The sequence below is a fragment of the Streptomyces sp. NPDC006208 genome (assembly GCF_040613775.1).
Lineage (GTDB): Bacteria > Actinomycetota > Actinomycetes > Streptomycetales > Streptomycetaceae > Streptomyces.
This window is the reverse complement of sequence record NZ_JBEXSW010000004.1, coordinates 1-26,209: the sequence shown is the minus strand read 5'-3', so window position 1 is coordinate 26,209 and position 26,209 is coordinate 1. Positions and strand designations below refer to the sequence as shown.

Annotated in this window: 24 protein-coding genes; 15 read left to right on the top strand and 9 right to left on the bottom strand. The window is 71.0% G+C overall.

All coding sequences use genetic code 11. The features are described from left to right. Window positions 1–40 precede the first annotated feature (40 nt). A complete protein-coding gene (locus tag ABZ208_RS03930) occupies window positions 41–838 on the top strand; it encodes an exodeoxyribonuclease III (protein ID WP_356907981.1) in 798 nt (265 codons plus the stop codon). Here the strand turns inward: ABZ208_RS03930 and ABZ208_RS03925 are convergent. After that, complete coding sequence (locus ABZ208_RS03925) at window positions 826–1,485, bottom strand: MerR family transcriptional regulator (RefSeq protein ID WP_356908166.1); 660 nt, start codon at window positions 1,483–1,485, stop codon at window positions 826–828. The two genes, ABZ208_RS03930 and ABZ208_RS03925, sit on opposite strands and share 13 nt — an antisense overlap. Window positions 1,486–1,664: 179 nt before the next feature. Here ABZ208_RS03925 and ABZ208_RS03920 point away from each other — a divergent pair, with 179 nt between their 5' ends. The 4 genes from ABZ208_RS03920 to ABZ208_RS03905 all read left to right on the top strand — a co-directional run bounded on the left by ABZ208_RS03920 (window position 1,665) and on the right by ABZ208_RS03905 (window position 5,335). After that, window positions 1,665–3,206: an NAD(P)/FAD-dependent oxidoreductase gene (locus ABZ208_RS03920; RefSeq protein WP_356907980.1), complete on the top strand. Its 1,542-nt coding sequence runs from the start codon at window positions 1,665–1,667 to the stop codon at window positions 3,204–3,206. Then, a complete protein-coding gene (locus tag ABZ208_RS03915; protein WP_356907979.1) occupies window positions 3,203–4,117 on the top strand; it encodes an alpha/beta hydrolase in 915 nt (304 codons plus the stop codon). Before ABZ208_RS03920 ends, ABZ208_RS03915 begins: the two co-directional genes overlap by 4 nt. Further along, window positions 4,114–5,004 (top strand): SDR family oxidoreductase, encoded by an 891-nt coding sequence (locus ABZ208_RS03910; RefSeq protein WP_356907978.1) that lies wholly within the window; start codon window positions 4,114–4,116, stop codon window positions 5,002–5,004. Before ABZ208_RS03915 ends, ABZ208_RS03910 begins: the two co-directional genes overlap by 4 nt. A gap of 97 nt (window positions 5,005–5,101) precedes the next feature. Next, on the top strand, window positions 5,102–5,335 hold the full coding sequence (locus ABZ208_RS03905) for a hypothetical protein (RefSeq protein WP_356907977.1): 234 nt from the start codon (window positions 5,102–5,104) through the stop codon (window positions 5,333–5,335). 111 nt (window positions 5,336–5,446) lie between these two features. Here the strand turns inward: ABZ208_RS03905 and ABZ208_RS03900 are convergent, their stop codons facing one another. Next, entirely contained in the window at window positions 5,447–8,737 is a 3,291-nt protein-coding gene (locus tag ABZ208_RS03900; RefSeq protein ID WP_356907976.1) for a S41 family peptidase, read from the bottom strand. A gap of 161 nt (window positions 8,738–8,898) precedes the next feature. Here ABZ208_RS03900 and ABZ208_RS03895 point away from each other — a divergent pair, with 161 nt between their 5' ends. Then, entirely contained in the window at window positions 8,899–9,486 is a 588-nt protein-coding gene (locus tag ABZ208_RS03895) for a TetR/AcrR family transcriptional regulator (protein WP_356907975.1), read from the top strand. A gap of 113 nt (window positions 9,487–9,599) precedes the next feature. Next, on the top strand, window positions 9,600–11,765 hold the full coding sequence (locus ABZ208_RS03890) for an MMPL family transporter (protein ID WP_356907974.1): 2,166 nt from the start codon (window positions 9,600–9,602) through the stop codon (window positions 11,763–11,765). A gap of 148 nt (window positions 11,766–11,913) precedes the next feature. On the opposite strand, the gene ABZ208_RS03885 is transcribed toward ABZ208_RS03890, so the two are convergent. Further along, on the bottom strand, window positions 11,914–12,258 hold the full coding sequence (locus ABZ208_RS03885) for an SsgA family sporulation/cell division regulator (protein ID WP_356907973.1): 345 nt from the start codon (window positions 12,256–12,258) through the stop codon (window positions 11,914–11,916). 170 nt (window positions 12,259–12,428) lie between these two features. Between ABZ208_RS03885 and ABZ208_RS03880 the strand changes: the two genes are divergently transcribed. From ABZ208_RS03880 to ABZ208_RS03850, 7 genes are all read left to right on the top strand, one after another. Beyond that, window positions 12,429–13,508 carry an energy-coupling factor ABC transporter permease gene (locus tag ABZ208_RS03880; RefSeq protein ID WP_356907972.1) on the top strand — a complete coding sequence of 360 codons (1,080 nt, stop codon included), beginning with the start codon at window positions 12,429–12,431 and terminating at the stop codon, window positions 13,506–13,508. Between the two features lies 1 nt (window position 13,509). Further along, a complete protein-coding gene (cbiQ, locus tag ABZ208_RS03875) occupies window positions 13,510–14,271 on the top strand; it encodes a cobalt ECF transporter T component CbiQ (protein ID WP_356907971.1) in 762 nt (253 codons plus the stop codon). Beyond that, window positions 14,268–15,029, top strand: coding sequence for an ABC transporter ATP-binding protein (locus tag ABZ208_RS03870; RefSeq protein WP_356907970.1), 762 nt, complete (start codon window positions 14,268–14,270; stop codon window positions 15,027–15,029). The genes cbiQ and ABZ208_RS03870 overlap by 4 nt, the downstream gene beginning before the upstream one ends. Continuing rightward, complete coding sequence (locus tag ABZ208_RS03865) at window positions 15,026–15,517, top strand: MarR family transcriptional regulator (protein ID WP_356907969.1); 492 nt, start codon at window positions 15,026–15,028, stop codon at window positions 15,515–15,517. The genes ABZ208_RS03870 and ABZ208_RS03865 overlap by 4 nt, the downstream gene beginning before the upstream one ends. A 142-nt stretch (window positions 15,518–15,659) precedes the next feature. Next, entirely contained in the window at window positions 15,660–16,064 is a 405-nt protein-coding gene (locus tag ABZ208_RS03860) for an organic hydroperoxide resistance protein (protein ID WP_356908165.1), read from the top strand. Between the two features lie 174 nt (window positions 16,065–16,238). Continuing rightward, window positions 16,239–17,402: a serine hydrolase domain-containing protein gene (locus ABZ208_RS03855; RefSeq protein WP_356908164.1), complete on the top strand. Its 1,164-nt coding sequence runs from the start codon at window positions 16,239–16,241 to the stop codon at window positions 17,400–17,402. Next, window positions 17,399–18,190 (top strand): SDR family NAD(P)-dependent oxidoreductase, encoded by a 792-nt coding sequence (locus ABZ208_RS03850; protein ID WP_356907968.1) that lies wholly within the window; start codon window positions 17,399–17,401, stop codon window positions 18,188–18,190. The genes ABZ208_RS03855 and ABZ208_RS03850 overlap by 4 nt, the downstream gene beginning before the upstream one ends. Here the strand turns inward: ABZ208_RS03850 and ABZ208_RS03845 are convergent. From ABZ208_RS03845 to ABZ208_RS03825, 5 genes are all read right to left on the bottom strand, one after another. Then, window positions 18,187–18,972 carry a DUF817 domain-containing protein gene (locus ABZ208_RS03845; RefSeq protein WP_356907967.1) on the bottom strand — a complete coding sequence of 262 codons (786 nt, stop codon included), beginning with the start codon at window positions 18,970–18,972 and terminating at the stop codon, window positions 18,187–18,189. The two genes, ABZ208_RS03850 and ABZ208_RS03845, sit on opposite strands and share 4 nt — an antisense overlap. Window positions 18,973–19,008: 36 nt before the next feature. Then, complete coding sequence (locus ABZ208_RS03840) at window positions 19,009–19,893, bottom strand: EamA family transporter (protein ID WP_356907966.1); 885 nt, start codon at window positions 19,891–19,893, stop codon at window positions 19,009–19,011. Then, complete coding sequence (locus ABZ208_RS03835) at window positions 19,890–20,381, bottom strand: YbaK/EbsC family protein (RefSeq protein WP_356907965.1); 492 nt, start codon at window positions 20,379–20,381, stop codon at window positions 19,890–19,892. Before ABZ208_RS03835 ends, ABZ208_RS03840 begins: the two co-directional genes overlap by 4 nt. A 58-nt stretch (window positions 20,382–20,439) precedes the next feature. Continuing rightward, a complete protein-coding gene (locus ABZ208_RS03830; protein WP_356907964.1) occupies window positions 20,440–22,077 on the bottom strand; it encodes a penicillin-binding transpeptidase domain-containing protein in 1,638 nt (545 codons plus the stop codon). A 325-nt stretch (window positions 22,078–22,402) separates the two neighbouring features. Then, on the bottom strand, window positions 22,403–23,419 hold the full coding sequence (locus tag ABZ208_RS03825; protein ID WP_356907963.1) for a hypothetical protein: 1,017 nt from the start codon (window positions 23,417–23,419) through the stop codon (window positions 22,403–22,405). A 127-nt stretch (window positions 23,420–23,546) separates the two neighbouring features. On the opposite strand from ABZ208_RS03825, the gene ABZ208_RS03820 reads away from it, so the two are divergent. Then, window positions 23,547–24,119, top strand: coding sequence for a TetR/AcrR family transcriptional regulator (locus ABZ208_RS03820; RefSeq protein WP_356907962.1), 573 nt, complete (start codon window positions 23,547–23,549; stop codon window positions 24,117–24,119). A 221-nt stretch (window positions 24,120–24,340) separates the two neighbouring features. On the opposite strand, the gene fxsT is transcribed toward ABZ208_RS03820, so the two are convergent. Then, window positions 24,341–26,209: FxSxx-COOH system tetratricopeptide repeat protein (gene fxsT, locus ABZ208_RS03815; protein WP_356907961.1), on the bottom strand; the 1,869-nt coding region annotated here is incomplete at its 5' end.

Sequence of the window (26,209 nt, the reverse complement as noted above, 5' to 3'; positions counted from 1 at the left end):
GTACGTGTATGCGAATGCGGGTGGTCGGTATGGTGCCGTGGTGCTCACCGTGACATCCGTGAATGTGAATGGGATCCGCGCCGCCGCGAAGAAGGGCTTCGTCCAGTGGCTGGCCGGTACGTCCGCCGATGCCGTCTGTCTCCAGGAGGTACGCGCCGAGGCGGATCAGCTGCCGGCCGCCGTGCGTGACGTGGAGGGCTGGTACACGGTGTACGCCCCGGCCGCGGCGAAGGGTCGCGCGGGGGTCGCGCTGTACACGCGGCGCGAGCCGGACGACGTGCGGATCGGTTTCGGTTCGAGCGAGTTCGACGGCAGCGGCCGCTATGCCGAGGCGGATCTGCCCGGGGTCACCGTCGCCAGCCTGTATCTGCCGTCCGGCGAGGCCGGCACGGAGAAGCAGGACGAGAAGACGCGCTTCATGAACGAGTTCCTGCCCTATCTGACCGGGCTCAGGGCCAGGGCGGCGGCGGACGGCCGCGAGGTCGTGGTCTGCGGCGACTGGAACATCGCCCACCAGGAGGCCGACCTCAGGAACTGGAAGGGCAACGGGAAGAACTCCGGCTTCCTCCCCGAGGAGCGGGAGTGGCTGACCCGTGTGTACGACGAGGCCGGGTACGTCGACGTGGTGCGCGCGCTCCACCCGGACCGGGAGGGTCCGTACTCGTGGTGGTCCTACCGCGGCCGCGCCTTCGACAACGACACCGGCTGGCGCATCGACCTCCAGGTGGCGACGCCCGGGCTTGCGGGCCGCGCGGTCAAGGCCTTTGTCGAGCGGGCGGCCACGCACGGCGAGCGGTGGAGCGACCATGCGCCGGTGACGGCGGTCTACGAACTCTGACCCGGCTGCTGCGCGTTCTCGGCAGCCTCGGGCGCCCTGCGTATACGGCGGTCCATCGCCATGGACAGCTCGGCCTCGACCACGCTCTTCGCCAGCGGGCGCAGCCGCTCCAGTCCGGCGTCGGCGCTGTGGGTGCTCAGCGTGGCGGCGAAGAGGTCGGCCAGGGCTTCCGCGTGGACGCGGACCTGGCGGCCTGCCTCCAGCACCGCCGAGAGCGGGACCCCCTCCCGTACCAGCGCCGCCGACACGTCCAGCAGGCGGCGGCTGATGTGCACGATCTCGTCGCCGTCGGTGGCCAGATAGCCGAGCTCCAGCGCCGTGGCCAGGTTCTCGGGGGTGACCTCGCCCTCGAAGTAGTCGGCGAGTGCCTCCGGGGTGAGCCGGACCGGGGTCTCCTCGGTGGGTTCACCGAGGCCGAGCACCTCGCCCACGTCCCGGCCGCTCTCGAACGTGGTGGCCAGATCGGCGATGCCGGTGAGCGTGTGGCCGCGCTCGAGCAGGGCGGCGATCGTACGGAGTCGGGCGAGGTGGTGGTCGTCGTACCAGGCGATCCGGCCCTCGCGGCGGGGTGGCGCCAAGAGACCGCGCTCGCGGTAGAAGCGCACGGTGCGCGCTGTGATGCCGGCCTCCTTGGCCAGTTCCTCCATGCGGTACTCGCGCGCTTCAGTCACAGCAGAAGCCTATGTTGTACCGCCGGTAACTTGTTGCGCCCTACCCCTACCGCTCGGTATGCCACTGCTCTACTCTCCCCACCATGCCAGTGTTTGCTGGCAACGTCAGTGGGTCCGGCCCGGGACGGTCCGGGACGTTCAGCGGGAGGCGCGGGATGACCGACCAGCAGCACGAGCATGTACGGGTGGCGGTGATCGGATCCGGATTCGGCGGCCTGGGCGCCGCGGTCCGGCTGCGCCGCGAAGGTATCACCGACTTCGTCGTCCTGGAGCGTGCGGACTCGGTGGGCGGCACCTGGCGGGACAACAGCTACCCGGGCTGCGCCTGCGACGTGCCCTCGCACCTCTACTCCTTCTCCTTCGCGCCCAACCCCGACTGGCCGCGCACCTTCTCCGGCCAGGAGCACATCCGCGCCTACCTGGAGCATGTCGCCGACACCTTCGGGCTCCGCCCGCATGTGCGCCTGAACCACGACGTGCTGATGATGCGCTGGGACACCGACGCCCGGCGCTGGGACATCGAGACCTCGCAGGGCCGGCTCACCGCGGATGTCGTCGTCTCCGCGACCGGGCCGCTGTCCGACCCGAAGATCCCCGAGATCCCGGGGCTCGCCGAGTTCCCCGGGAAGGTCTTCCACTCCGCCCGCTGGGACCACGACTACGACCTGACCGGCAAGCGCGTCGCCATGGTCGGGACCGGCGCGTCCGCGATCCAGATCGTGCCCTCGATCCAGCCGAAGGTCGGCAGGCTGACCGTCTTCCAGCGCACCCCTCCGTGGGTGATGCCGCGTGTCGACCGGAAGATCACGGCGGCCGAGCGCTGGATGCACCGGCAGTTGCCGTTCACCGGTGCCGCCCGGCGCGGACTCCTGTGGGGCATCCGGGAACTGCAGGTACAGGCCTTCACCAAGCGGCCGAACGAACTCGGGCTCATCGAGCGGCTCGCCAAGGCCAATATCGCCAAGCACATCAAGGACCCGGAGCTGCGGGCCAGGCTCACGCCCTCGTACCGCATCGGCTGCAAGCGCATCCTGCTGTCCAGCACGTACTACCCGGCGCTCGCCCGGCCGAATGTGGACGTGGTCGCCTCCGGGCTGCGCGAGGTGCGCGGGTCGACGGTGGTGGGCGCGGACAGGAGCGAGACCGAGGTCGACGCGATCATCTTCGGTACGGGGTTCCATGTCACGGACATGCCGATCGCCGAGCGGGTCGTCGGTGCGGAGGGCATCACGCTCGCGGAGGCGTGGAAGGACGGGATGGAGTCACTGCGCGGCGCGACCGCGGCGGGCTTCCCCAACTGGATGACGATCATCGGCCCGAACACGGGACTCGGGAACTCCTCGATGATCCTCATGATCGAGTCCCAGCTGAACTACATGGCCGACTACATGCGGCAGTTGAACGTCCTGGGAGAGGGAACGGTGCTCTCCGCGCGGCCGTCCGCCGTGCACGCGTGGAACCGCAAGGTCCAGGACCGGATGAAGCGGACCGTGTGGAACACCGGCGGCTGCACCAGCTGGTACCTGGACGCCAACGGCCGCAACACCACGATCTGGCCGGGCACCACGGGTGAGTTCCGCAGCGCGACGCGGCAGGTGGACCTCGGGGAGTACGAGGTCGTCCGGGGGCCCAAGGCCGTCGCCGAGGCCGCCGCGAAGGCCGAAGCCTCCGCCGGCAGTGCGGAGGCCGCGCGATGAGCCGGCTGCTCAAGCGCACCGACGCCCCGCCGGTCGCCCGGCGCGAGCTGACCGCCGTCTCCGCCGACGGTTCGCGCATCCACGTCGAGGAACACGGCCCCGAGGGCGCGCCCACCGTGGTGCTCGCCCACGGCTGGACCTGCTCCACGCACTTCTGGGCCGCGCAGATACGGGACCTGGCCGCCGACCACCGCGTGATCGCGTACGACCAGCGCGGCCACGGCCGTACGCCGGCAGTGCCCGGCGGCTACACCACCGACGCGCTCGCCGACGATCTGGAGGCCGTGCTCGCGGCCGTACTGGCTCCGGGGGAGAAAGCCGTGCTCGGCGGGCACTCCATGGGCGGTATGACGCTGATGGCCGCCTCCGGGCGGGACCGCTTCCGGCAGCACGCGGCCGCCGTGCTGCTGTGCAGCACCGGCAGCGCGCGCCTGGTCGACGAGTCGCTTGTGCTGCCTCTGCGGTCCGGGCGACTGCGCACCAGGCTCACGCAGTTCGTGCTCAGCGCGCCCGCACCGCTCGGCCCGGTCACCGCGCTGTCGAAGCGCATCCTCAAGTACGCCACGATGGGACCGGGTTCGGCACCGGAGCGGGTGGCCGAATGCGCCCGTATCGTGCACGCCTGCGCCCGCAGGACACGGGTGGCCTGGTCCCACGTCCTCGGCGCACTCGACCTGGACACGGGTGTGCGGGGCATGAACGTGCCCGCGATCGTCGTGGGCGGCACCGCGGACCGGCTGACCCCCATGGTGCACTCCCGCCACCTGGCCGCCGCGCTGCCCCAGTGCCTCGAGCTGGTGGAACTTGCCGGAATGGGGCACATGACACCGGTAGAGGCGCCGGAGGCGGTCACGGCCAAGCTCCGCGAGCTGGCCGGCACCTACCTGAACGCAAAGGAGAAGGCCGTATGAGCAGGACGAGTCTGGAAGGACAGGTCGCGGTCGTCACAGGCGCAGCGCGCGGTGTCGGCGAACTGCTGGCCCGCAAACTGTCGGCGCGCGGCGCGAAGGTGGCGCTCGTCGGCCTCGAGCCGGACGAGCTCAAGAAGGTCTCGCAGCGGCTGCACGCCGACAACGACTTCTGGCACGCGGACGTCACCGACCACGAGGCGATGACACGGGTCGCACAGGAGGTCAAGGAGCGCTTCGGCAAGGTCGACATCGTCGTCGCCAACGCGGGCGTGGCGTCCGGCGGCCCGTTCGTGGACTCCGATCCGGTGGCCTGGCGCCGGGTGATCGAGGTCAACCTGATCGGAAGTGCGGTGACGGGGCGGGCGTTTCTGCCCGTACTGACGGAAAGCCGGGGGTACTTCCTGCAGATCGCGTCGCTGGCCGCCATCACGCCGGCACCGATGATGACGGCGTACTGCGCGTCCAAGGCGGGCGTCGAGGCGTTCGCACACAGCCTGCGCGCGGAGGTCGGCCACAGGGGCGTCAGGGTCGGGGTCGGCTATCTGTCCTGGACGGACACGGACATGGTGCGGGGTGCCGACCAGGACGAGGTGATGCGGGAGTTGAGGCAGCGGCTGCCGTGGCCGGCGAACCGGACGTACCCGCTGGGTCCGGCGGTGGACCGGATCGTGGCCGGTATCGAGCGCCGCTCCCCGCATGTGTACGCGCAGTGGTGGCTGCGCGGGATGCAGGCGGTGCGCGGTTATCTGCCGGGGCTCGTCGGGACGGTGGGCCAGCGGGAGATGAGGCGCTTCGAGCCGCGGCTGGGCGGTGTGGCGAAGGGGCTCGTGGGGGCGGGCGGAGCGGCCGACGAGTCGGCCCGCACGGAGCGCACGGAGCGTAACTGATCGAAATGCGTGGTGTGTCCGTGCGTGCAAGGCTGGTCGCAGCCCAGGGGGCGTACCCCGCCCCCGACCCCCCTTCTCCCTTCAAGGAGTGACTTCCATGGGCATTCAGGACCAGTTCAAGGACAAGGAACAGCGGCTTGCCGGCCAGGCCAAGCAGGCGCAGCGTGGCGGCAAGCCGGCACCCCAGCAGCAGCCGTCGCGAAGCCGACCGCAGCAGGGCCGCCCGGAGTCTCCGCAGCGCGGCTCGCAGTCCCGGGACCAGCGGCGTGAGCGCATGCAGGACGAGATGCACGAGGGCGAGGACAGGATGGACCGGGGCTACGACGCCTGACGAGGCGTACGTGAGGCACGGTTGAACGAGGCGCACCCGCGAGGGCGGGTGCGCCTCTTCCGTGTGCCGGCTTCTTCTCTGTGCGACGCGCCCCTGCGACGTGCTCCCGCACTACGGCCGTGGCGGGAGCGGGGGGCGGCGGCGGTTGGGGGTGCCGGAGTAGTCAGGTGGGACAGCGGCAGGAGCGGACTTCAGCATGTCCAGGGCGAGTTGGACGGCATCGTCCAGTTGCGCGTAGCGGCCTTCCGCCCAGTCCATGGGCGTGCGCAGCGCATCCAGGTCCGGTTCGACGCCGTGGTTCTCGATCGACCAGCCGTACGCGTCGAACCACGCCGCGTTCATCGGAACGGTGATCACCGTGCCGTCGCCCAGGCGGTGGCGGCCCGTCATGCCGACCACGCCGCCCCAGGTGCGGCTGCCCACCACCGGGCCCAGATTGAGGAGTTTGAAGGCCGCTGTGATCATGTCGCCGTCCGACGATGTCGCCTCGTCCGCGATCGCCACCACCGGGCCGCGCGGCGCGTTCGAGGTGTAGGAGACCGGCTGGGCGTTGCGGGTGAGGTCCCAGCCCAGGATCTTCCGGGTCAGCTTCTCGATGACCAGCTCGCTGATGTGGCCTCCGGCGTTGCCGCGCACGTCCACGATCAGGGCGGGGCGGGACACCTCCAGGCGCAGATCCCGGTTGAACTGGGCCCACCCGGAGCCTCCCATGTCCGGGATGTGCAGGTACCCGCACTTGCCGTCGCTCAACTCCCGGACCACCGCTCGGCGTTTGGCCACCCAGTCCTGGTAGCGCAGCGGCCGCTCGTCCACCAGCGGCACGATCGCCACCCGGCGGGGCCGCCCGTTCTCGTCGTCTGCCGGGCGGAAGGTCAGCTCGACGGTCGTACCGCCGGCAGCGGACAGCCTCGGGTACGGGCCGGCCACCGGATCCACCGGGCGTCCGTCGACATGGGTGAGGACCGCGCCCTCCCGGATCCCGGCCCCCGCGAGCGGAGAGCGTGCCTTGGAGTCGGACGAGTCGCCCGGCAGGATGCGCTTGACCAGCCACTTCCCGTCCCGGCACACGAGGTTCGCGCCGAGCAGGCCCATCGCGCGCTGGTAGTGCGGCGGTCCCTCGTTGCGCCGCGCCGGGGTGACGTACGCATGGGAGGTGCCCAGCTCGCCCAGCACCTCGCGCATCAGATCCGCGAACTCGTCCGGCGACGCGACCCGTTCGACCAGTGGCCGGTACTGCTCCAGCACGCCGTCCCAGTCGATCCCGGACATGTCCGGGTCCCAGAAGAAGTCCCGCATGATGCGGCCCGCCTCGGCGTATGCCTGGCGCCACTCGGTGGGCGGGTCCACCTCGTGCAGGATGCGGCGCATGTCGATGAACACGGTCGAGTCGCTGTCGCCCGTCTCGGTGGCGGGCAAGGCCCTCAGGTCCCCGTCGTCCACGGCGACCAGTCGGCTGCCGTCGCCGCTCACCGAGAACCAGTCCAGGTGGCCGACGAGTTCGGTCTTGCGCGCCTTGGAGATGTCGAAGTGCTCGAGCGTGGGGCGCCCCGAGGTGTCCGCCGGATTGACGAAGGTCTCGCCGAGCGCACCGGAGATCGGCCAGCGCAGCCAGACCAGTCCGCCGCCGGCCACCGGGTACAGCGCCGAGTACTTGGACGCGGCGACCGGGAACGGCGTCACCCGGTTCTCCAGACCCTCGATCTCGACCATCACCGAGCTGTCGCCGGTCTCCTCCAGCGGATCGAGCCCGCCGGCGGCCGGTCGTCCGTCCGGCGAGAGCGCGAAGGGCGAGGGCGTGGCGGACGACAGCGGTACGAGATAGGGGCGGCAGCCCAGCGGGAAGGACAGGTCACCGGTGTGCACGTCGTACACCGGGTCGAAGCCGCGCCACGACAGGAACGCCAGAAAGCGGCCGTCGCGGGTGAAGACCGGATTCTCGTCCTCGAAGCGGCCGTTGGTGACGTCGACGATCGTGCGGTCGACGATGTGCGCCATCTTGATCTGGCGCAGGGAGCGCCCGATACCCGGATGGGACCAGGTCAGCCAGCCGCCGTTGGGGGAGAACGCCATGTCCCGCACCGGCCCGTTGACGGAGTGGATCAGTTCGGTGACCTCGCCGGTGGACTCCTCGGAGGCGTCGAGCAGCAGCAGCCGCCCGTCGTGCGTCGCGATCGCGAGCCGTTCCCCGTCCGGGCCGGAGACCATCTCCTGGACCCGGCCGAGCTGCCCGGAGGCCAGCCGGCGTGCCTCGCGGTCGCCGCTGGCCCGCGGCAGATACGCGATCTCGACGGCGTCCTCGCCGTCCGCGTCCGTGACATAGGCGACCTGTCCGCTGCTGCCGAGCATCACCGGCAGCCGTACCCGTACGCCCGGGGTGTCCGCGATGGTCCGGGCGGGTCCGTCGCGGTGCGTGAGCCAGTACAGGCTGCCGCGCACATTGACGGCGCTGGCCCGCCCGGTCTCGTCGACCGCGACCCCGCCCACATGGTTGGCGGCCGGCACCTGGTATGTACGGCGTCCCGCGCGCGGCCCGCCCAGCCGTACCTCCAGCTTGCGCGGCCGGCCATCGGGGATGTGCAGGTCGTCGACGATCCACAGGTCGCCCGCGCACTGGTACACGACCCTGCGCCCGTCGCTCGAGGCGTGCCGGGCGTAGAAGGCGTCGTGGTCGGTGTGGCGGCGCAGGCCTGTCCCGTCCGGCAGGCAGGAGTACAGATTGCCGACGCCCTCGTGGTCGGACAGGAACGCGATCCGTCCGCCGTCGTCGGGGGACCAGCGCTCGGTGCCCGCGCCGCGGATGAACATGGGACAGTCCAGATGGCCTTCCAGGTCCGCCAGCAGTCGCTCGCCGTGCAGCCACAGGCGGCCCGTCGCTCCGCCGCGGTAGCGCTTCCAGGCGGCCGGTTCGTGCGGCGGCTTGCCGGTGAGCAGCAGGGTGCGCCGGTCCCCGCCGGGCAGGTCCGTGACGGCGATGTCCCAGACCGGCCCCCAGGGCAGCTGTCCGCCGGGCGCTCCGTCCGTGGTGATGCTGTAGGCCCAGGAGTAGTACGAGAACGGCTGGCCGTGCGAGGAGACGGCGAGGATGTGACCGTCGGGCGTCCAGCCGCACACCCGGGTGTCGGTCGAACCCCAGTAGCTGAGCCGCCGTGCCGGGCCGCCGTCGACGGGGGCGAGATGGATCTCCGGGTCGAGGCTGCGCCAGGTCGTGTAGGCGATCAGGCCGCCGTCGGGGGAGAAGCGCGGGTGGCCGACCCTGGTCCGGTCGACGGTGACGCGCCAGGCCCGTCCTGGGCGACGGCCCTCCGGCACCAGGGGCGCGACCCACAGGTCGTCCTCGGCCGTGAAGCACAGCAGTTCGTCGTGCAGATGCGGAAATCGGAGATACGCGACATCGTCACTCACCCCCCAATGCTTTCGGTGCCTCGGGGGCGTGGCAACTCGGCCCGCTGCCGCACGCGTGAGCCAGGCCACAAGCGAAACGGTTTCGTTTCGATGGATGCATGGGCTACCTTCGAGGTGTACGAAACCGTTTCGTTCGGCTGATGCCCGGGAAGGAGACCGTCATGACACGCAGCCGGCTCACCCCCGAGCGTGAGGCAGAGCTGTACAACGCCGTGCTCGACCTGTTGCGCGAGGTGGGTTACGACGCCCTGACCATGGACGCCGTCGCCGCCCGTACCCGCTCCAGCAAGGCCACCCTCTACCGCCAGTGGGGGAGCAAGCCGGAGCTGGTCGCCATGTCGCTGCGGCACAGCAAGCCGGTGGACATCTCGCAGATCGACACCGGCAGCCTGCGTGGCGATTTCCACGAGATGGTCGAACAGTCGGACGACTGCCAGATGGAGCGGGACACCGCGCTGGTGCGGGGCCTCTCCCGGGCGGTCCACGAGAACGACGATCTGCTCCAGGCACTGCGCGAGCTGTTCATCGAACCCGAGATGACCGGACTCGACACCATGCTGCAGCGGGCGATCGACCGCGGCGAGATCGCCGCGGACAACCCCGCGCTGAAGTACCTGTCGCACATGCTGGTGGGCGCCTTTGTCGCCCACCCGCTGATCAAGGACGAGCCCATGACTCAGGACTTCCTGCGCGACTACCTGGACGCCGTGATGCTCCCCGCACTGGGTCTCCCCGCCCCTGGCGTCTGAGCTCCCCTCCCCGATCGCACCACCGACAAAGTCCTACCTGACACGCACCGCTCACGTCGTCGGGCTGGTCATGCCTGCCCTCGTCCCAACGACCTGACCGGGAGCCCGTACTCGTGGCCACGTATCTCTACACACTCGGACGGTCCGCCTTCCGGCGGCGCCGACTCGTCGCCTTCATATGGGTGGCGCTGCTGGTACTCGCCGGGGTCGGCGCGGCCTCCGCGTCCACCGCCACCTCCTCCTCCTTCTCCATCCCGGGTACGGAGGCCCAGAAGGCCTTCGACCTGCTCGACGAACGCTTCCCCGGTGGCAGCGCCGACGGCGCGACCGCCCGGGTGGTCTTCAAGGCCCCGGGCGGCGAGAAGATGACCGAGGCCGCCAACCGGGCCGAGGTGGACAAGGCGGTCCGCGAGCTGAAGTCCGGCTCCGACCAGATCGCGTCGGTCACCGACCCGTACGCGGCGGGCGCCGTTTCCAAGAACGGCAGGACCGCCTATGTCTCGGTCTCGTACAAGGTCAACGGCATGGAGCTGACCGACGCCGCGCGTGAGGAGCTCCAGGAGACCGGTGCCGAGGCGCGGGAGGCCGGGCTGACCGTCGAGATCGGCGGCGATGCGCTGCAGGCCGCCCCCGAGACCGGGGCGGGCGAGATCATCGGTGTGATCATCGCCGGAGTCGTCCTCGTCATCACCTTCGGCTCCCTGGTCGCGGCGGGACTGCCGCTGCTCACCGCGATCATCGGCGTCGGCATCGGGATCTCCACCATCACCGCGCTGGCGAACGTCCTCGACCTGGGCTCCACCACCGCCACGCTGGCCACGATGATCGGTCTGGCGGTCGGTATCGACTACGCGCTGTTCATCGTCTCCCGCTACCGCGCCGAACTGGCCGAGGGACGCGAGCACGAGGACGCCGCCGGACGGGCCGTCGGCACCGCCGGCTCCGCGGTCGTCTTCGCCGGACTGACCGTCGTCATCGCGCTGGTGGGCCTTGCCGTCGTCAACATCCCGATGCTCACCAAGATGGGCTTCGCCGCGGCCGGGACGGTCGTGATCGCCGTCCTCATCGCCCTCACCCTGATCCCCGCCCTGCTCGGCTTCGCGGGCAAGCGGGTGCTGGGCCGCAAGGTGCGCAAGGGCAAGCAGATCAGTGACAAGCCGAACGCCGGCACCCGCTGGGCCAGCTTCGTGCTGCGCCGCCCGGTGGTCGTACTGCTCGCCGGTGTGCTGGGTCTCGGCGCGATCGCCGTTCCGGCCGGGTCGCTCGAGATGGGCCTGCCCGACGACGGCTCACAGCCGACGAGCACCACTCAGCGCAAGGCGTACGACCTGCTCTCCGACGGTTTCGGCCCCGGCTTCAACGGCCCGCTCATGGTTGTCGTCGACGGCGACCGGCAGAAGGCGGACCGTACGGTCGAGGTGATCCAGGGCATCGAGGGCGCCGCCGCCGTCACCCCGGCGACCCTCAACAAGGCCGGTGACACCGCGATGATCACGGTCATCCCGAAGGACCGGCCGTCCTCGGTCGCCACCGAGGAGCTCGTCCACTCGATACGGGACGCCGGCGACGACGACGTCCTGGTCACCGGTGCGACCGCGATGAACATCGACTTCTCGCAGCGGATGAACGACGCGCTGCTGCCCTATCTGGCGCTCGTCGTGGGCCTGGCGTTCCTGCTGCTGATGGTGGTCTTCCGCTCGGTGCTGGTGCCACTCAAGGCGGCCCTCGGCTTCCTGCTCTCCGTCGTCGCGGCGCTGGGTGCGGTCGTGGCCGTCTTCCAGTGGGGCTGGCTCGGCTCGCTCTTCGGCGTCGAGCAGACCGGCCCGATCATGTCGATGATGCCGATCTTCATGGTGGGCGTGGTCTTCGGTCTCGCGATGGACTACGAGGTGTTCCTCGTGACCCGGATGCGGGAGGCGTACGTCCACGGAGAGCGGCCAGGCCAGGCCGTCGTCACCGGCTTCCAGCACAGCGCCCGGGTGGTCGTCGCGGCGGCGATCATCATGATCGCTGTCTTCTCCGGCTTCATCGGCTCCAGCGAGCAGATGATCAAGATGATCGGCTTCGGCCTCGCGATCGCGGTCTTCTTCGACGCCTTCGTGGTCCGGATGGCGATCGTCCCGGCGGTGCTCGCCCTGCTGGGCCACAAGGCCTGGTGGCTGCCCCGCTGGCTGGACCGGGCGCTGCCCAATGTCGACGTGGAGGGCGAGAAGCTGAACAAGGAACTCGCCGCGACGTCCGTGGACGGGGGCGAGGAGCGCGAGTTGGCGCGCGCCTGATCGCCGGGCGCGGGAATCGGACCCCGGGGGCATTTGGCCGGCGCGGCATGCGCGCCGGCCGGGGCCGGTGAAAGCACCGGCTGAGCGGGCCCCCGGCGCGACGGCACCGTGGGGACGGGGTACGTCGCGGACCCGGTGGCCGTATCCGTCAGCCAGTGGCTGCGGGTGCGGCCACCGCGTACGTGTGGCTCAGGAACCGCATCAGCGTCTTGGCGTCGAACTGCACCACGGCGACACCGTCGGGTGTGTGGAACTCCACCACCGCCTGCACCCGGCCGCACGGCCAGACGCTGATGTCGCCGACGCTCACCGGCACACGCAGGCCGGTCTCCAGCAGCGCGCGGGGGAAGGTCCACTCCCGGCCGCTGGGAAAGGCGAAGCTCACGGCCTGCGGTTCGGCCGGATCGTAGATCATGCACACGTGCACGGATCGGTACTGAGGAGCGTCGGTGACTATCCGGCCCCGGGCGTGTTCTTCGACGGCGGCGGGCATGTGGCGCTCCTCACACTCGTCCGATCTAGTGTTTGGTCTTGTTTGTCATCTAATGTCGCATATTTTCCGCTTTGAAACCTGCCTGCTCTGTAAGTAGTGCGCTCTTGCAAGTCGTTTGCAGGAAGGTTCATCATTGGACGGTTATCCATCTGTCCGAAGCGGAGCACCCCATGCATGTCCCTGACGGTTTCATCGACGCACCTGCCTCGGTGGCCGCCGGAGTCGTCGCCGCAGGCGCCGTCGCCGTCAGCCTCCGCGGCGCCCGACGTGAACTGGGCGGAGCCACGGTCGCACTGGTGGGGGCCGAACGCACCGCGCCGCTGGCCGGCCTGGTCGCCGCATTCGTCTTCGCGGTACAGATGCTCAACTTCCCCGTCGCGGCGGGCACCAGCGGACATCTGCTGGGAGGCGCGCTCGCGGCCGTACTCGTCGGCCCGTACACCGGCGTCCTGTGCATAGCCGTCGTGCTGCTGATGCAGGGCATCCTCTTCGCGGACGGCGGCCTGACGGCGCTCGGCGTGAACATCACCGTCATGGGCGTGATCACTGTCCTCGTGGCGTACGGGCTGTTCCGTGGCCTGCTCGCGGTCCTGCCCCGTACCCGCCGCTCGGTGACCGCCGCCTCCTTCGCCGCTGCGCTGGTCTCCGTCCCGGCCTCCGCAGCCGCCTTCACCCTGATCTACGCGGTCGGCGGGGTCACCGAGGTCCCGATCGGGTCCGTCTTCACCGCCATGGTCGGTGTGCACACCCTGATCGGTATCGGCGAGGCCACCATCACCATGCTGACCGTCGGTGCCGTCCTCGCGGTGCGGCCGGACCTCGTGTACGGCGCGCGCGGCCTGTCCGCCCCGCTCAAGCTCAGGGTCGGCGGCGAGCTGGTGGACGCTCCGGCCGACGCCCCCGCTCCGGCCGCCCCTCGTTCCCCGCGCAAGGTCTGGCTCGCCGGCCTCGCCACCTCCCTGGTCCTGGCCGGATTCGTGTCCTTCTACGCGTCCGCCGATCCGGACGGCCTGGAGAAGGTCGCCGCAGACAAGGGCTTCGACACGTCGGTCGAGGAGCACGCCGCCGCCGACTCGCCGCTGGCCGACTACGGCGTCAAGGACATCTCCGACGCCAGGGCCTCCGGCGGCCTCGCGGGTGTGATCGGCGTCGGCGCCACCGTCGTCGTGGGCAGCGGGGTGTTCTACGTGGTGCGGAGGCGGCGTACCGAGGACGCCGGACCCAGCGCCGTACCGAGCACCTCGGCCTGACATGGGTTCGGGCCACGCCCACAGGCTCTACCGGCACGGGCACTCGCCGGTCCACGGTCTGCCCGCGCACTGCAAGCTGATCGCCGTGCTCGGCTTCGTGCTGGTGGTGGTCTCCACGCCACGCGAGGCGGTCTGGGCCTTCGGACTGTATGCGGTGCTGCTGGCCGCCGTCGCGGCCGTGGCCCGTGTCCCGGCGGGCTTCATGCTGCGCCGGATGCTCATCGAGATCCCGTTCGTCGCCTTCGCGCTGCTGATGCCGTTCGTCGTGCCCGGCGAGCAGGTCCAGGCCCTCGGGCTCTCGCTCAGCGTCCCGGGCCTGTGGGGGGCGTGGAACATCCTTGCCAAGGGGACCCTCGGCGTCGCCGCCTCCGTGATCCTCGCCTCGACGACCGAACTGCGCGAACTGCTGCTCGGGCTCCAGCGGCTGCGCCTGCCCTCGATGCTGGTCCAGATCGCATCCTTCATGATCCGCTACAGCGATGTGATCACCGACGAGATGCGCCGGATGTCGATCGCACGCCGGTCGCGCGGCTTCGAGGCCCGCGGCGTACGCCACTGGGGCGTCCTCGCCGCGTCGGCCGGTGCCCTGTTCATCCGCTCCTACGAGCGCGGTGAGCGGGTGCATCTCGCGATGGTCAGCCGGGGATACACCGGGACCATGCCGGTGCTCGACCACGTGCGGGCGAGCCGGGTCCAGTGGGCCTCGGCCGCCGCACTGCCGCTGACCGCGCTCGCGGTCTGTCTTCTGGGATGGACCCTATGACCACATCGCCCCCCGCCTCCCTGGACGTCAGGGGCCTCGCCTACGCCTACCCCGACGGGCATCAGGCACTGTTCGGCGTCGATCTGACGGTCGCGCGCGGCGAGCGGGTCGCCCTGCTCGGCCCGAACGGCGCGGGCAAGACCACGCTCGTCCTCCACCTCAACGGCATCCTCGGCGGGGGCGTCGGCTCGGTCACCGTGGCCGGGCTGCCGGTCGCCAGGGCCAACCTTGCGGAGATCCGCCGGAGGGTCGGGATCGTCTTCCAGGACCCCGACGACCAGCTGTTCATGCCCACGGTCCGGGAGGACGTGGCCTTCGGTCCGGCCGCGGCGGGCCTGCGTGGCGCCGAGCTGGAGGCCCGGGTGACGGCGGCACTGACCAGGGTCGGCATGGAGCGGTTCGCCGACCGGCCGCCGCACCATCTCTCCTTCGGGCAGCGCCGCCGGGTCGCCGTCGCCACCGTGCTCGCGATGGAGCCGGAGATCCTGGTGCTGGACGAGCCCTCGTCGAATCTCGATCCGGCATCGCGCCGTGAACTGGCCGACATCCTGCGCTCGTTGGACGTCACCGTGCTGATGGTCACCCATGATCTGCCGTACGCGCTGGAGCTGTGCCCGCGCTCGGTCATCCTCAGCGCCGGGGTGATCGCCGCCGACGGGTCCACGCAGGGGCTGCTGTGCGACGAGGAGCTGATGCGGGCACACCGGCTGGAGCTGCCGTTCGGCTTCGACCCGAAGTCCGTGACAATGTCCGCGTGAATCAGGACCAGAGGGGGACGGCAGCAGCGGCTTCGCTGCTGCTCGACGATCAGCTGTGCTTCGCGCTGTACGCGGCGCAGCGCGCCGTGACCGGCGCCTACCGCCCGCTTCTCGACGAGATCGGGCTGACCTATCCGCAGTACCTCGCCATGCTGGTGCTGTGGGAGCGGGGTGAGGTGGCGGTCAAGGAGCTCGGCGCCGCGCTGAAGCTCGACTACGGCACCGTTTCACCGCTGCTCAAGCGGCTGGAGGCGGCCGGTCTTGTGCGGCGCGAGCGCTCGGCGACCGACGAACGGTCGGTGCGGCTGCTGCTCACGGACGCGGGCGGGGCGCTGCGGGAACGCGCCGAGCAGGTGCCGGCCAGGCTGTTGGTGAGCACCGGTCTCCAGGCGTCCGAGATCGCGCGGCTGCGGGCGGATCTGCACCGGCTGGCCGAGCGCGTGGCGGAGGCGGGGACGTCGACCGCGCCGGACGCCTCGGAGCGGTAACGAAACGTACCCCGGAGTAACAAGAGCGCGCTCGCTCAGATACATTGTGCGCAATGTAATTCTCCCGTCCAGCGGCACTGCCCTGCCATCACCTCGGGGACGCATCGTGAGCGAGCAACTCGACAGCCGGCCTACGAAGATCATGTACGTGGCGGAGGCCACCGCGCACGGCGGTCGTGACGGCTATGTGACCAGCCATGACGGACAGATCGAGCTGCGTCTCGCCATGCCGCCCGCGCTCGGCGGCGACGGCAAGGGCACCAACCCCGAGCAGCTGTTCGCGGCCGGTTACAGCTCCTGCTTCCACAATGCGCTGGTCCTCGTCGGGCGCCGGGCCGGCCTGGACCTGACCGGGTCCACCGTCGCCGCCAAGGTGGGTATCGGCCCCAACAAGGCGCGTGGCTACGGGCTGGCCGTCGCGCTCAGCGTCTCCCTGCCGCTGGTCGACCAGGAGCTGGCGACGCGGCTGGTGTCCGCGGCGCACGAGGTCTGCCCGTACTCCAACGCCACCCGCGACAACATCGACGTCTCCATCATGCTGAGCTGAGCCCGCCCCGGGGGCAGGGCGCTCGGAAGCACGTTGCACCATGGGGGGATGAGCGGGAGTACAGACGCGATGGCCGCCCACGACGATCTCGTGACGGCGGCCCGCGGCACGGTGACGGACGCCGGCAACCGGGCGGTGGACGTGCACGGCACGGTGGGCGCACACAGCGCGCCGGTGGACGTGCGCGGCACGGTGGCGGACGGCTTCGAAGCCGTCCGGGACGCCTTCGTGCGCAACTTCGAGCAGCGCGGTGAGCGCGGCGCGGCTGTCGCCGTCTACCGGGACGGCCGCAAAGTCGTCGACCTGTGGGCCGGTACGCGGGACGTCGACGGCACCGAGCCCTGGGTTCTCGACACCGCTCAGATCGTCCGCTCCGCCACCAAGGGCGTCGCCGCGGCCGTGGTCCTGCTGCTCCACCAGCGCGGCCAGATCGACCTGGACGCCCCGGTCGGCACCTACTGGCCCGAGTTCAAGGCGGCCGGCAAGGAACGTGTCCTCGTACGCCAACTGCTCTCGCACCGCGCCGGGCTGCCCGTACTGGACCGCCCGCTCACGCCCGCCGAGGCCGAGGACGGCATCACCGGACCCGCGGCGCTCGCGGCCCAGCGCCCGGCCTGGGAGCCCGGCACCACCCACGGCTACCACGCACAGACCTACAGCTGGCTGCTCGGCGAGCTGGTCCTCCGGGTCACCGGCCGCAGCATCGGTCGCTGGGTCGCCGAGGAGATAGCCGGCCCGCTCGGCCTGGACTTCTGGACAGGCCTGCCGCCCGAGGAGGCCCACCGGGTCGGCCGGATCGGGCCCGTCGAGGAGCCCGCCACCGCCGAGGGCGGCGGTCTGAAGCTCCGGCCCAAGCGCGCGGTCACCGAGGCCTACCGCGACCCCGCGTCGCTGACCCGCCGCGCCTTCGAGGCCATCCACCCGCTGCCCGACGAGAACGACCCCGCCTACCGGGCCGCCGAACTCCCCGCCTCCAACGGCATCTCCACCGCTCGTGCGCTCGCCCGCTTCTACGCCGCGACGATCGGCGCGGTCGACGGCGGACACCGGCTGTTCGCCCCCGCCACGCTCACCCTCGCCCGCACCGAGGAGTCCGTGGGCCCCGACAAGGTGCTGTTCGTCCCCACCCGCTTCGGCCTCGGCTTCATGCTGCACGGCCCCGCGTCGCCGCTGCTCGGCCCCGGCTCCTTCGGCCACCCCGGACGCGGCGGCTCCCTCGGCTTCGCCGACCCCGAGTCCGGTGTCGCACTGGGCTACGTGACCAACGGCATGCGCAAGGGAGTTACCGCCGATCCCCGTGCCCAGGCGCTCGTCCGGGCGGTACGTTCCGTGCTGTGAAGCGATTCGAGGGATACAGCGTCCTGGTCACCGGCTCGGCCCGCGGCATCGGCGCCGCGATCGCGCGCAGACTCGCCTCCGAGGGCGCACGGGTCCTGATCGCGGACGTGGACGCGGAGTGCGCGGCGAAGACCGCCGGGGAGATCCCCGGCGCCGACTCCTTCCGCTGCGACGTCGCGGACCGCGAGTCGGTCGAGGCGGCCGTCGCGTACGCCGTGCGGCGCTTCGGCGCCCTCGACGTGCTCGTCAACAACGCCTTCTCGTGCGGCACGGACACTCCTCGCTTCGAGGACGAGCCGGACGACACCTGGCACCGGGACCTGGACATCTGCCTGACCGGCGCCTTCCGGTGCGCCCGCGCCGCACTCCCGCACCTGGCGGCAGGCGGCCGCGGCGCGATCGTCAACATCGGCTCCGTCAACGGTGAACAGGACTTCGGCAACCACGCCTACAGCGCGGCCAAGGCAGGCCTCGCCTCGCTGACCCGCACCCTGGCAGGAGACGCCGCCCCGCGCGGAGTGCGCGTCAACCAGGTCACGCCGGGCACGATCCGTACCCGTGCCTGGGAGGGCCGCGATGCGGCCCTCGAGACGCTGAGCCGCCTCTACCCGCTCGGCCGGGTCGGCGAGCCCGAGGACATCGCGGCGGCGGTGGCGTTTCTGGCCTCGCGGGACGCGGCCTGGATCACCGGCACGACACTGCGGGTGGACGGAGGGCTGCTCGCGGTCAACACGGGATTCCAGCAGGCGCTCGCCGCGGAAGCGGCCGAACAGGACGACGACCGCTAGGCCGGCCGCGCGGCGCCCGGCGTGCGGCCCGCCCCCGCTCCCGCCGCCAGCACGAAAGTGACCGTGATCAGCAGCGCCCACGCCCCGAACTTCGCCACCGACACCGGCTGCCAGCCCGCCAGCTGGTCCGGGTAGCTCCAGGCGCCCGCGTAGGTCGCGATGTTCTCCGCCACCCACAGGAAGAATCCGATCAGCACGAACGACAGCGCGAGCGGCATCCGATAGTCGTGCTCGCCCACCCGGAAGCGCACCCAGGTCCCTGCGGTCGCGCACAGCAGCAGCGCCGCCAGCGCCCAGCGGACGTCGGGCAGCCAGTGGTGGCTGAAGAAGTTCAGATAGACCGCACCGGCCAGAACCGCCATGATCCGCGGGCGATAGCGGTCCAGCCGCAGATCGAACAGATGCCAGGCGCGGCAGACGTAACTGCCCACGGCCGCGTACAGAAAGCCGCCGTACAGCGGCACGCCCGCGACCTTGGTCAGCGCCTCCTCCGGGTAGCTCCACGAGCCCATCCGCACCTTCACCAGCTCGAAGAGCAGCCCGATCAGATGGCACCCGGCGATGACCGCGGTGTCGCGCGCGCTGTCCCACCCGACCTTCCTGGCCAGCACCGCAAGCCCGATCCCGTACAGCAGCACCAGGTCGTAGCGCGCGACGGGCAGTTCGGGCAGCAGGCCCGAGACCGCGATACCGGCGACGAGGGCGACGGCGAAGGCGCAGCAGCGGGCCTGCAGCAGGCCGAAGCGCACCAGCTGACCCATCCAGGACGAGATCGCGTTCATGGCGAAGTGGACGCTCCGAGGGCCTTCCGCGGTTCGTCAGCCCGCCCTGAGCATCAGACCGATGCCGACCACCATCACCGCTGCCGCGGCGATCCGGGGTACACCGAAGCGCTCCTTGAAGAACACCGCGCCGATCGCCGCGCCCACGATGATCGACGATTCGCGCAGCGCCGCGATGGGCGCGAGCGGGGCGCGGGTCTGCGCCCACAGCACCAGGCCGTAGGCCAGCATCGACATCGCCGCGCCGAGCAGGCCGCGCGCCGCGTACGGTCGCAGCCTCGCCCCCAGGGCACCCCGGTGGAGGTACAGCGCGTACGCGGGCACGAGGGTGCCCTCCAGGATCATCAGCCAGGCGATGTAGCCGATCGGCGTACCCGAGGTGCGCACGCCCACACCGTCGACGACCGTGTACGCGGCGATCGACAGACCGGTCGCGAGGGCGGCGAGCAGCGCAGGCCAGTGCGGGCGCTGTCCGGAGCCCGGGGCTGTCTCCCGGGCCCCCGTGCCCAGGGGGAGGATGCCCCACAGCGCCAGGCCCACCAGGCCCGCCGAGGCGAGGACCACCCCCGCCAGCTGCCAGCCGCCGATCCGCTCGCCGACGAACAGCGCCGCGAGGACGGTCACCGCCAGCGGAGCCGTACCGCGGGCGATCGGATACATCTGGCCGAAGTCACCGAGGCTGAACGACCGCATCAGCAGCGCCTGGTAACCGACGTGCACCAGCGCGGAGACGATCAGATACGGCCACGCACCCGCCTGCGGGAACGGTACGAAGGGGGCGAGCAGCGCCCCCATCACCGCGGCGCCGCCGGCGATCAGTGTGAAGGCGATCACCTGGTCCTTGATGGTGTGCGCCATGGCGTTCCACCCGGCGTGCGTGACCGCCGCCGTCAGGACCGCCGCGGCGACCCAGACCGTCACGCCGTGCGCTCGCGGACGTCCACCAGCGTGCCGCCCGCGTGTGCGATCAGCGTCTTGGGGGCGAGCGGGAAGACCGTGTGAGGGGTCCCGGCCGCGGCCCACACCACGTCGTGGTCGAGCAGCGCCCGGTCGGCCAGCACCCGGGTCCGCGTACGGTGGCCGAACGGCGGTACGCCCCCGATCGCGTACCCGGTCGTCTCCCGCACCAGATCGGCGTCGGCGCGCTTCACCGACTCCGCGCCCAGTTCGTGGCGCACCCGCTCGACGTCCACCCGGGACGAGCCGTCCATCAGGACCAGTACCGGCACCGAGTCCGCCTCGAAGATCAGCGACTTGACGATCTCGCTGACATCGCAGCCGATGGCCTCGGCCGCCTGCGCCGCGGTGCGCGTGGCGTCGGGGAAGCGCCGTACCGGTACGTCCAGCCCGAGCTCGCGCAGAGCCTCGGCGAAACGGGGATGGGCGCCGGCGGTGTCGTGAGTGCTCATGGCCCGCACGCTAGCGGTAGCTGTACGGGCCATGCGAGTCGGTTCCGGTCCTTGGCCGTCAGCCCGCGCGCAGCACTTGGGCGACCACCTGGCCGGCCGCTTTGCCGCCGTGCCCGCCGGAGTCGACCACCGCGGCTGCGGCGAGGTCGTCGGCGTATCCGGTGAACCAGCTGTTGGAGTCGCCCTGTCCGTCGACCTCGGCGGAACCGGTCTTCGCGCCCTTGTCCCCGCCGACCGAGGCCATCGCGGCCGCCGCCGTCCCCTCACCGCGCGTGGCGGCGCCCATCAACTGCCGCAGGGTCTGGGCCATGCCGGCCGGCAGCGGCTGGGCGGTGGCCGGCTCGCGGCCGTCCAGGGCCAGCGGGACGATCAGCGGCTGCTTGAACGCCCCGCCCTTCACGGTCGCGGAGATGGACGCCATGTTCAGGGCGTTCATCTGGATCCTGCCCTGGCCGATGTACGAGGCGGCGGTCTCCGAGCCGGTCGACTCGGGCACGGACCCGTCCCGGGTCACGACGCCGGTCTGCCACTCCAGGCCGATGCCGAAGTACTTCCGGGCGGTGTCGCCCAGTGCCGTCCCCGCGGCGTTGCCCAGCGGCTTGACCGGCTTGATGAAGGCCGTGTTGCACGAGCGCGCGAAGGCCCGCTGCAGCGTCGCGTTCGGGATCGAGAAGTCCTCGAGATTGTGGAACTTCCGCTCCCAGTCGACCGTCGGCGGACACTCGACCGGTGAGTCCGGGCCGTTCACCAGCCCCTTGTCCAGCATCATCGCCGCCGTCACGATCTTCATCGTGGAGCCCGGCGCCTGACCGCCCTGCAACGCTGTGTTGTAGCCGCCCGCCGGGTTGTTGGCGACCGCCCGGATACGGCCCGTGCTCGGCTCGACCGCCACGACCGAGGCCTTGGCGTACTTCTTCACCGTCTGCTCGGCGGCTGCCTGCACCTTGGCGTCCAGATAGGTCGGGAGCCTGCCCTCCTTGCCCTTGGTCAGCGTCAGCAGTGACTGGTCCGGCACACCGGCGTCCGCGGAGGTGATCGCGAGCTCGATACCGGGCGTGCCGCCCGCCTTGTCCCCGTACTTGTCGCGCAGCGCGTCCAGAACGGGGCCGAGCGAGGGGTACTTCTCCTTCGTCAGCTCCACACCGTTGCGGTCGACCGCCTTGATCGGAGCCGCCGACGCCTCGGCCGTGGTGAGCGAAGCGCCCTTGGTCAGCTTCGGGTGGACGACGGCCGGCTGCCAGTCCACCAGCGCCCTGCCGGTCGTCAGTCCGCGCACCACGGTCAGCTCGGAGTCGTACGTCCAGGGCTTGCTCTTGCCCGCGTACGCCACCGTCGCCTTGACCGTGAACGGCACCTTCGCGCCGACCGCGGGCCCCGGCGTGATCACCGCGTCGGACACATGGGCCTGCTCGCTGTACCCCGTCAGCAGCGGCTCGGCGTCGGCCGCGTTGTTGGTCAGCTGTGCGGCCTCGGGCCCCTTACCCGCGGCCCATGCCGCGAGGAAGTCCTTCGCGGTTGTCTCGATCTCGTCGGCGCTGGGCGGCCCGGTCTTCTTCGTCGTGGCCTCGGCCGTGGTCCCCGGCCCGTCCCCGCTGCCGGTCAGCCCGTTGAACAGGTTGTAGCCCCCGCAGCCGACGCCCCCCGCGACCACGGCAAATATGCCGCCGATGACGGCGACCTTCGCTCCACTGCGCATGACTGCAGTCCCCTCCCCAGAGTGCGTTCGACTCTACGGGGCAGGAGTGACAGGAGAGTTGGTCGTTACCTGACCGGGACCGGGCCGACGACGACGGGCTCGACGCCTCTCGGTGCCGGGCCCATCGTCGTCCCTGCCGGTGAAACTTGCTCCACTTCATCAAGGCGCTTCTGCCGCGCACGGCGCGGCAGCGCGCGGCCCGTCGGCCGGGCGCCGCTCCTGTCTTCGCCCCACGGCAACCCGACCGCCGGCCGCACGCCTACAGCGAAGGGTTGACGGTGGGGGAGGCCCGCCGTGGCTGGGGCGGTCGGCTCCACGGCCACGGTCAGGTGGTCACCCGAGTGCGCCGCCGCCTCAGGTGGGGGCGCAGGCTCACCAGGACCGCGGCGATCACCGCCCACAGCGCGAGGGTGACCAATGGCTGCACCACCTGCGCGCCGTGGAAGTAGCTCAGGTCGGTCACGGCGCGGACGGCCGCGCCCGGTGGCAGCAGAGCGGAGACGGCGCGAGCGGCGGAGGGCAGGAGGTCCGGGCCGATGGTGGCTCCGCTGGTGGAGTTGCCGACCGTGAGCAGCAAAAGGGTGGCGACCGGCACGCCGACCGGGCCGAGGTAGGTGCCCAGCAGCTTGGTGGTGAACGCGGCTGCCGCGGCAAGCAGGGTCAAGCCGAAGGCCAGCGGCATCACCGGCGCGGGCACCGCCCCGAGGATGGGTCCGGCGATGACGGTGGCGACGATGCCGATGGCCACAGAGGCGCCGGACAGCAGCCAGAACCGGTGGCGCAGGTGCAGATGGTTCGCGAGCCCGAGGGCGTTCTGGGCGAGGACGAAGCCGGCCAGTGTGACGCCGAACGCCATGTAGAACCCGGCCAGTCCACGGGAGTCGAAACGGGCGAACGGGACGACGTCCACCGTGGTCAGGCGCTGGCTCGACCCGTGGGCATAGGCGCCGATCAGGCTCTTGACAGCCGTCGTCGTTGACTGCCCGTTGGCCCCGGCGACCTCCAGGCGCAACCGGTCGGAGTCCGCGCGGCCGCTGAGCGCGGCCACGACATCGCGGCTCTCCAGCTCAGCGCGCCCCGTGGCGGCGTCGGCGACAGGATGGACATCGACGCTGTCACCAAGGACCTGGCGTATCTCGCCCGAAAGCTCCTGCCCGGCGACAGCCACCGGTACCCGGTGCGGCTGGGGGTTGCGCTGCAGACCGACGTAGCAGCCGACGAAGGCCGCCACGACGACCAGGGCGATCACGGCCGGCTGGAGCCAGAGCCGGACCGGTGGCGCGGTCGAGGAGGAGGCGGTGGTCAGGTCGGCTTCGGCGGCCGGGCCGAGGCGAGTGGCCATGAAATGTCTCCCGTGTAGGGGGCGCGCCCTTGGATGAGGGGAGGGGAGTGCCCAAAATAGATGATGCAGGTAATCTAAGCGGTATCGTACGATAGATGTCGTCCGACATCCAAAAAGGAGGTGTCCTATGGGTCGCGTCTCACATGCACAGGCACAGGCGAACCGCCAGCGGGTCGTGGAGCGGGCCTCGCAGCTGTTCCGCGAGCAGGGCACGGGCGTGAGCGTCGCGGATCTGATGAAGGCGGCCGGCTTGACGCACGGCGGCTTCTACAAGCAGTTCGCCTCCAAGGAGGCTCTGATCGACGAGGCGGTCATCCACGCGGTCGGCGAACTGGCCGAGCACCACGCCACCACACTCGACGAGCACGAGGGGCGCCGCGTCGAGGCCCAGCAGGCCCTGATCGACGAATACTTGTCCGTCCGGCACCGGGACAACCCCGCCTCGGGCTGCCCCGTCGCCGCGCTCGCCACCGACATGGCCCGGCACAGTGGCGACCACGGGGCGCGCCGCACCTACACCGAAGGGGTACAGGACTTCACCCAGTGGCTCGCCACCGACGACGAGGACGGCATCGCCCGGCTGTGCACCATGCTCGGCGCCCTTCTCCTGGCCCGCGCCACCAAGGACTCCCCGCTGTCCGAGCAGGTCCTCTCCGCCGCCCGCACCGCACTGTCACCCGCCCCGCAACCACGTGTCTGACATCCACTGCTGACATCAACGTGCACGCACATCGGCGCACACCCACGGAAAGACGGCGCTGCCGACTGCTGCACCACAGCCCCGGATGCGCTCGCTCCCGGGCCCTGCATCCGGGGGTGCCCGCGCCTACGGATCAGGAAGATCGGCAACCACGACCCCAGCGTGGCGGCATTTCCGCCCGCCCTTGTCAGTCGGCCATCCCGGCAATCGTGGCGTTCAATTCAGGAGGACTCGTCAGCGCGTAGCTCTTCAAGCTGGTTGGCGCTGTTCAGGGTGTTGGGGTGGTCCTCGCCCAGCACCCGCCGCCGCCGGTGCAGGGTGTCCTCGACCAGGGCACGTGCGGCCTGAACTTCCCCCAGCGCCGCCAGATCGATGGCCAGGTTGTGGGCGCTGTTCAGGGTGTCGGGGTGGTTCTCGCCCAGCACCCGCCGCCGCCGGGCGAGCGTGTCCTCACCCAGGGTGCGGGCCTCGTCCGTCTGTCCAAGCTCCGCCAGCTGGACAGCCAGGGTGTGGGCGCTGTTCAGGGTGTTGGGGTGGTTCTCGCCCAGCACCCGCCGCCGCCGGGCGAGCGTGTCCTCGGCCAGGACGCGGGCCTCGTCCGTCCGTCCAAGCTCCGCCAGCCAGATGGCCAGGTTGTGGGTGCTGCTCAGGGTGTCGGGATGGTCCTCACCCAGGGCCCCCCGCTGCCGGGCGAGCGTGTCCTCGGCCAGGGTGCGTGCGGCCTCGAGTTCCCCCAGTGCTGCCAGTCGGATGGCGAGGTTGTTGGCGCAGTTCAGGGTGTTGGGGTGGTCCTCGCCCAGCACCCGCCGCTGCCGGTCCAATGTGTCCTCGTCCAGAATGCGGGCCTGGGCGTGGTCGCCGGTGTCGTCGTAGGCGCGGGCGAGGTAGGTGGCGGACCACAGGGTGTGCTGGTGGTCGGGGCCCAGTTGTTGGGTCCAGGTGTGGTGCAGCTGTTGCAGGCGGGGCAGGGCGGTGGGGGTGTTGCCGCGGTCCATGAGGTACCAGCAGGCCTCGTACGCCGCGTTCCGGCCGGCGTCGGTGGTGAGGTCGGCCGGATCGGGGGTGAGGAGGTGGGGGATCAGCGCGGGCCAGGCGGGCCAGGTCGCCGGGTCCGCTGCGTCGCCGGGGTAGGCGGCGGTCAGGAGGGTTTCGGCGGCCCGGACCGCATCCGCGTGCTCGGGCGGGGTGAGCTGGTCGCGGATCACGGCCTGAGTGAGGCGGTGCAGCTGCACCGTGCCGTCCTGGATACGGGCCAGACCCTGCCCGGCAAGGGCCCGCAGGGCCGTGCGGGCTGCGAGCGGTTTGCCCAGCAGCCCGGCCAGCGCCGGTGGCGGGTCGGTGACGGGACGGGTGCAGGTGTGCAGGGGGAAGGGTTCGGGTGCAAGCAGCGCGCAAGCCTGCAGCACCGCGAGCGCTGAAGGTTGTGTGCGGGCCAGGTGCTGGGTGCTCAGGCGGATCTGGGCGGCCAGCGAGACCGGGTAGGTGTCGGGGCGGCCTTCGTCCAGGACCTCGCTGATCCGCTCCTGGAGCAGGTCGAGGTATTGGGGGAGGGTGAGGCCGTCGGCGAGGAGGGCGGCGGCCTGCACCAGAGCCAGCGGCAGGTCCTCCAGCTGCTGGGCAAGCCGGTCCGCATCATGCTCGGCCAGGCCCGGGACGCGGGCTTGAAGCAGCCCAACTGATTCGGTGCGGGCGAAGGCGTCCACCGCCATGGCCGTGGCGTGGTCCTGCCAGTGGGGGTTGCGGGAGGTGATCAGCACATGCCCGTTCCCGCCGGGCAGATACGGGGCCAGCGCTGCGGGGTCTTCGGCGTTGTCGAAGACCAGCAGCCACCGCCCCCGCGTGCGCAGCTCCTCCGCCAGTGCCTCCAACGCCTCCGTCGGCGCCGTATCGGCCTGTGCGGCTCCGGTCTTGACCGCCAGCTGGGCCAACTGGTCGGGAATCAGGGCGGGTTCCTCGGAGCGGATCCACCAGGCCAGCTCGTACTCCCCGGCGAACCGGTGACCGTACTCGATCGCCAGCTGCGTCTTGCCCACCCCACCACGGCCCCGCAGCGCCTGCACCGCCACCCGCGAGCCCGAGGCGAGAGCCTG

What these genes read in the sequence shown, in the direction of transcription:
- ABZ208_RS03925 (WP_356908166.1), bottom strand. Translation starts at nt 1,485, where the DNA reads ATGGAGGAACTGGCCAAGGAGGCCGGCATCACAGCGCGCACCGTGCGC.
- ABZ208_RS03920 (WP_356907980.1), top strand. Translation starts at nt 1,665, where the DNA reads ATGACCGACCAGCAGCACGAGCATGTACGGGTGGCGGTGATCGGATCC.
- ABZ208_RS03915 (WP_356907979.1), top strand. Translation starts at nt 3,203, where the DNA reads ATGAGCCGGCTGCTCAAGCGCACCGACGCCCCGCCGGTCGCCCGGCGC.
- ABZ208_RS03910 (WP_356907978.1), top strand. Translation starts at nt 4,114, where the DNA reads ATGAGCAGGACGAGTCTGGAAGGACAGGTCGCGGTCGTCACAGGCGCA.
- ABZ208_RS03905 (WP_356907977.1), top strand. Translation starts at nt 5,102, where the DNA reads ATGGGCATTCAGGACCAGTTCAAGGACAAGGAACAGCGGCTTGCCGGC.
- ABZ208_RS03895 (WP_356907975.1), top strand. Translation starts at nt 8,899, where the DNA reads ATGACACGCAGCCGGCTCACCCCCGAGCGTGAGGCAGAGCTGTACAAC.
- ABZ208_RS03885 (WP_356907973.1), bottom strand. Translation starts at nt 12,258, where the DNA reads ATGCCCGCCGCCGTCGAAGAACACGCCCGGGGCCGGATAGTCACCGAC.
- ABZ208_RS03880 (WP_356907972.1), top strand. Translation starts at nt 12,429, where the DNA reads ATGCATGTCCCTGACGGTTTCATCGACGCACCTGCCTCGGTGGCCGCC.
- cbiQ (WP_356907971.1), top strand. Translation starts at nt 13,510, where the DNA reads ATGGGTTCGGGCCACGCCCACAGGCTCTACCGGCACGGGCACTCGCCG.
- ABZ208_RS03870 (WP_356907970.1), top strand. Translation starts at nt 14,268, where the DNA reads ATGACCACATCGCCCCCCGCCTCCCTGGACGTCAGGGGCCTCGCCTAC.
- ABZ208_RS03860 (WP_356908165.1), top strand. Translation starts at nt 15,660, where the DNA reads ATGTACGTGGCGGAGGCCACCGCGCACGGCGGTCGTGACGGCTATGTG.
- ABZ208_RS03845 (WP_356907967.1), bottom strand. Translation starts at nt 18,972, where the DNA reads ATGAACGCGATCTCGTCCTGGATGGGTCAGCTGGTGCGCTTCGGCCTG.
- ABZ208_RS03835 (WP_356907965.1), bottom strand. Translation starts at nt 20,381, where the DNA reads ATGAGCACTCACGACACCGCCGGCGCCCATCCCCGTTTCGCCGAGGCT.
- ABZ208_RS03830 (WP_356907964.1), bottom strand. Translation starts at nt 22,077, where the DNA reads ATGCGCAGTGGAGCGAAGGTCGCCGTCATCGGCGGCATATTTGCCGTG.
- ABZ208_RS03825 (WP_356907963.1), bottom strand. Translation starts at nt 23,419, where the DNA reads ATGGCCACTCGCCTCGGCCCGGCCGCCGAAGCCGACCTGACCACCGCC.
- ABZ208_RS03820 (WP_356907962.1), top strand. Translation starts at nt 23,547, where the DNA reads ATGGGTCGCGTCTCACATGCACAGGCACAGGCGAACCGCCAGCGGGTC.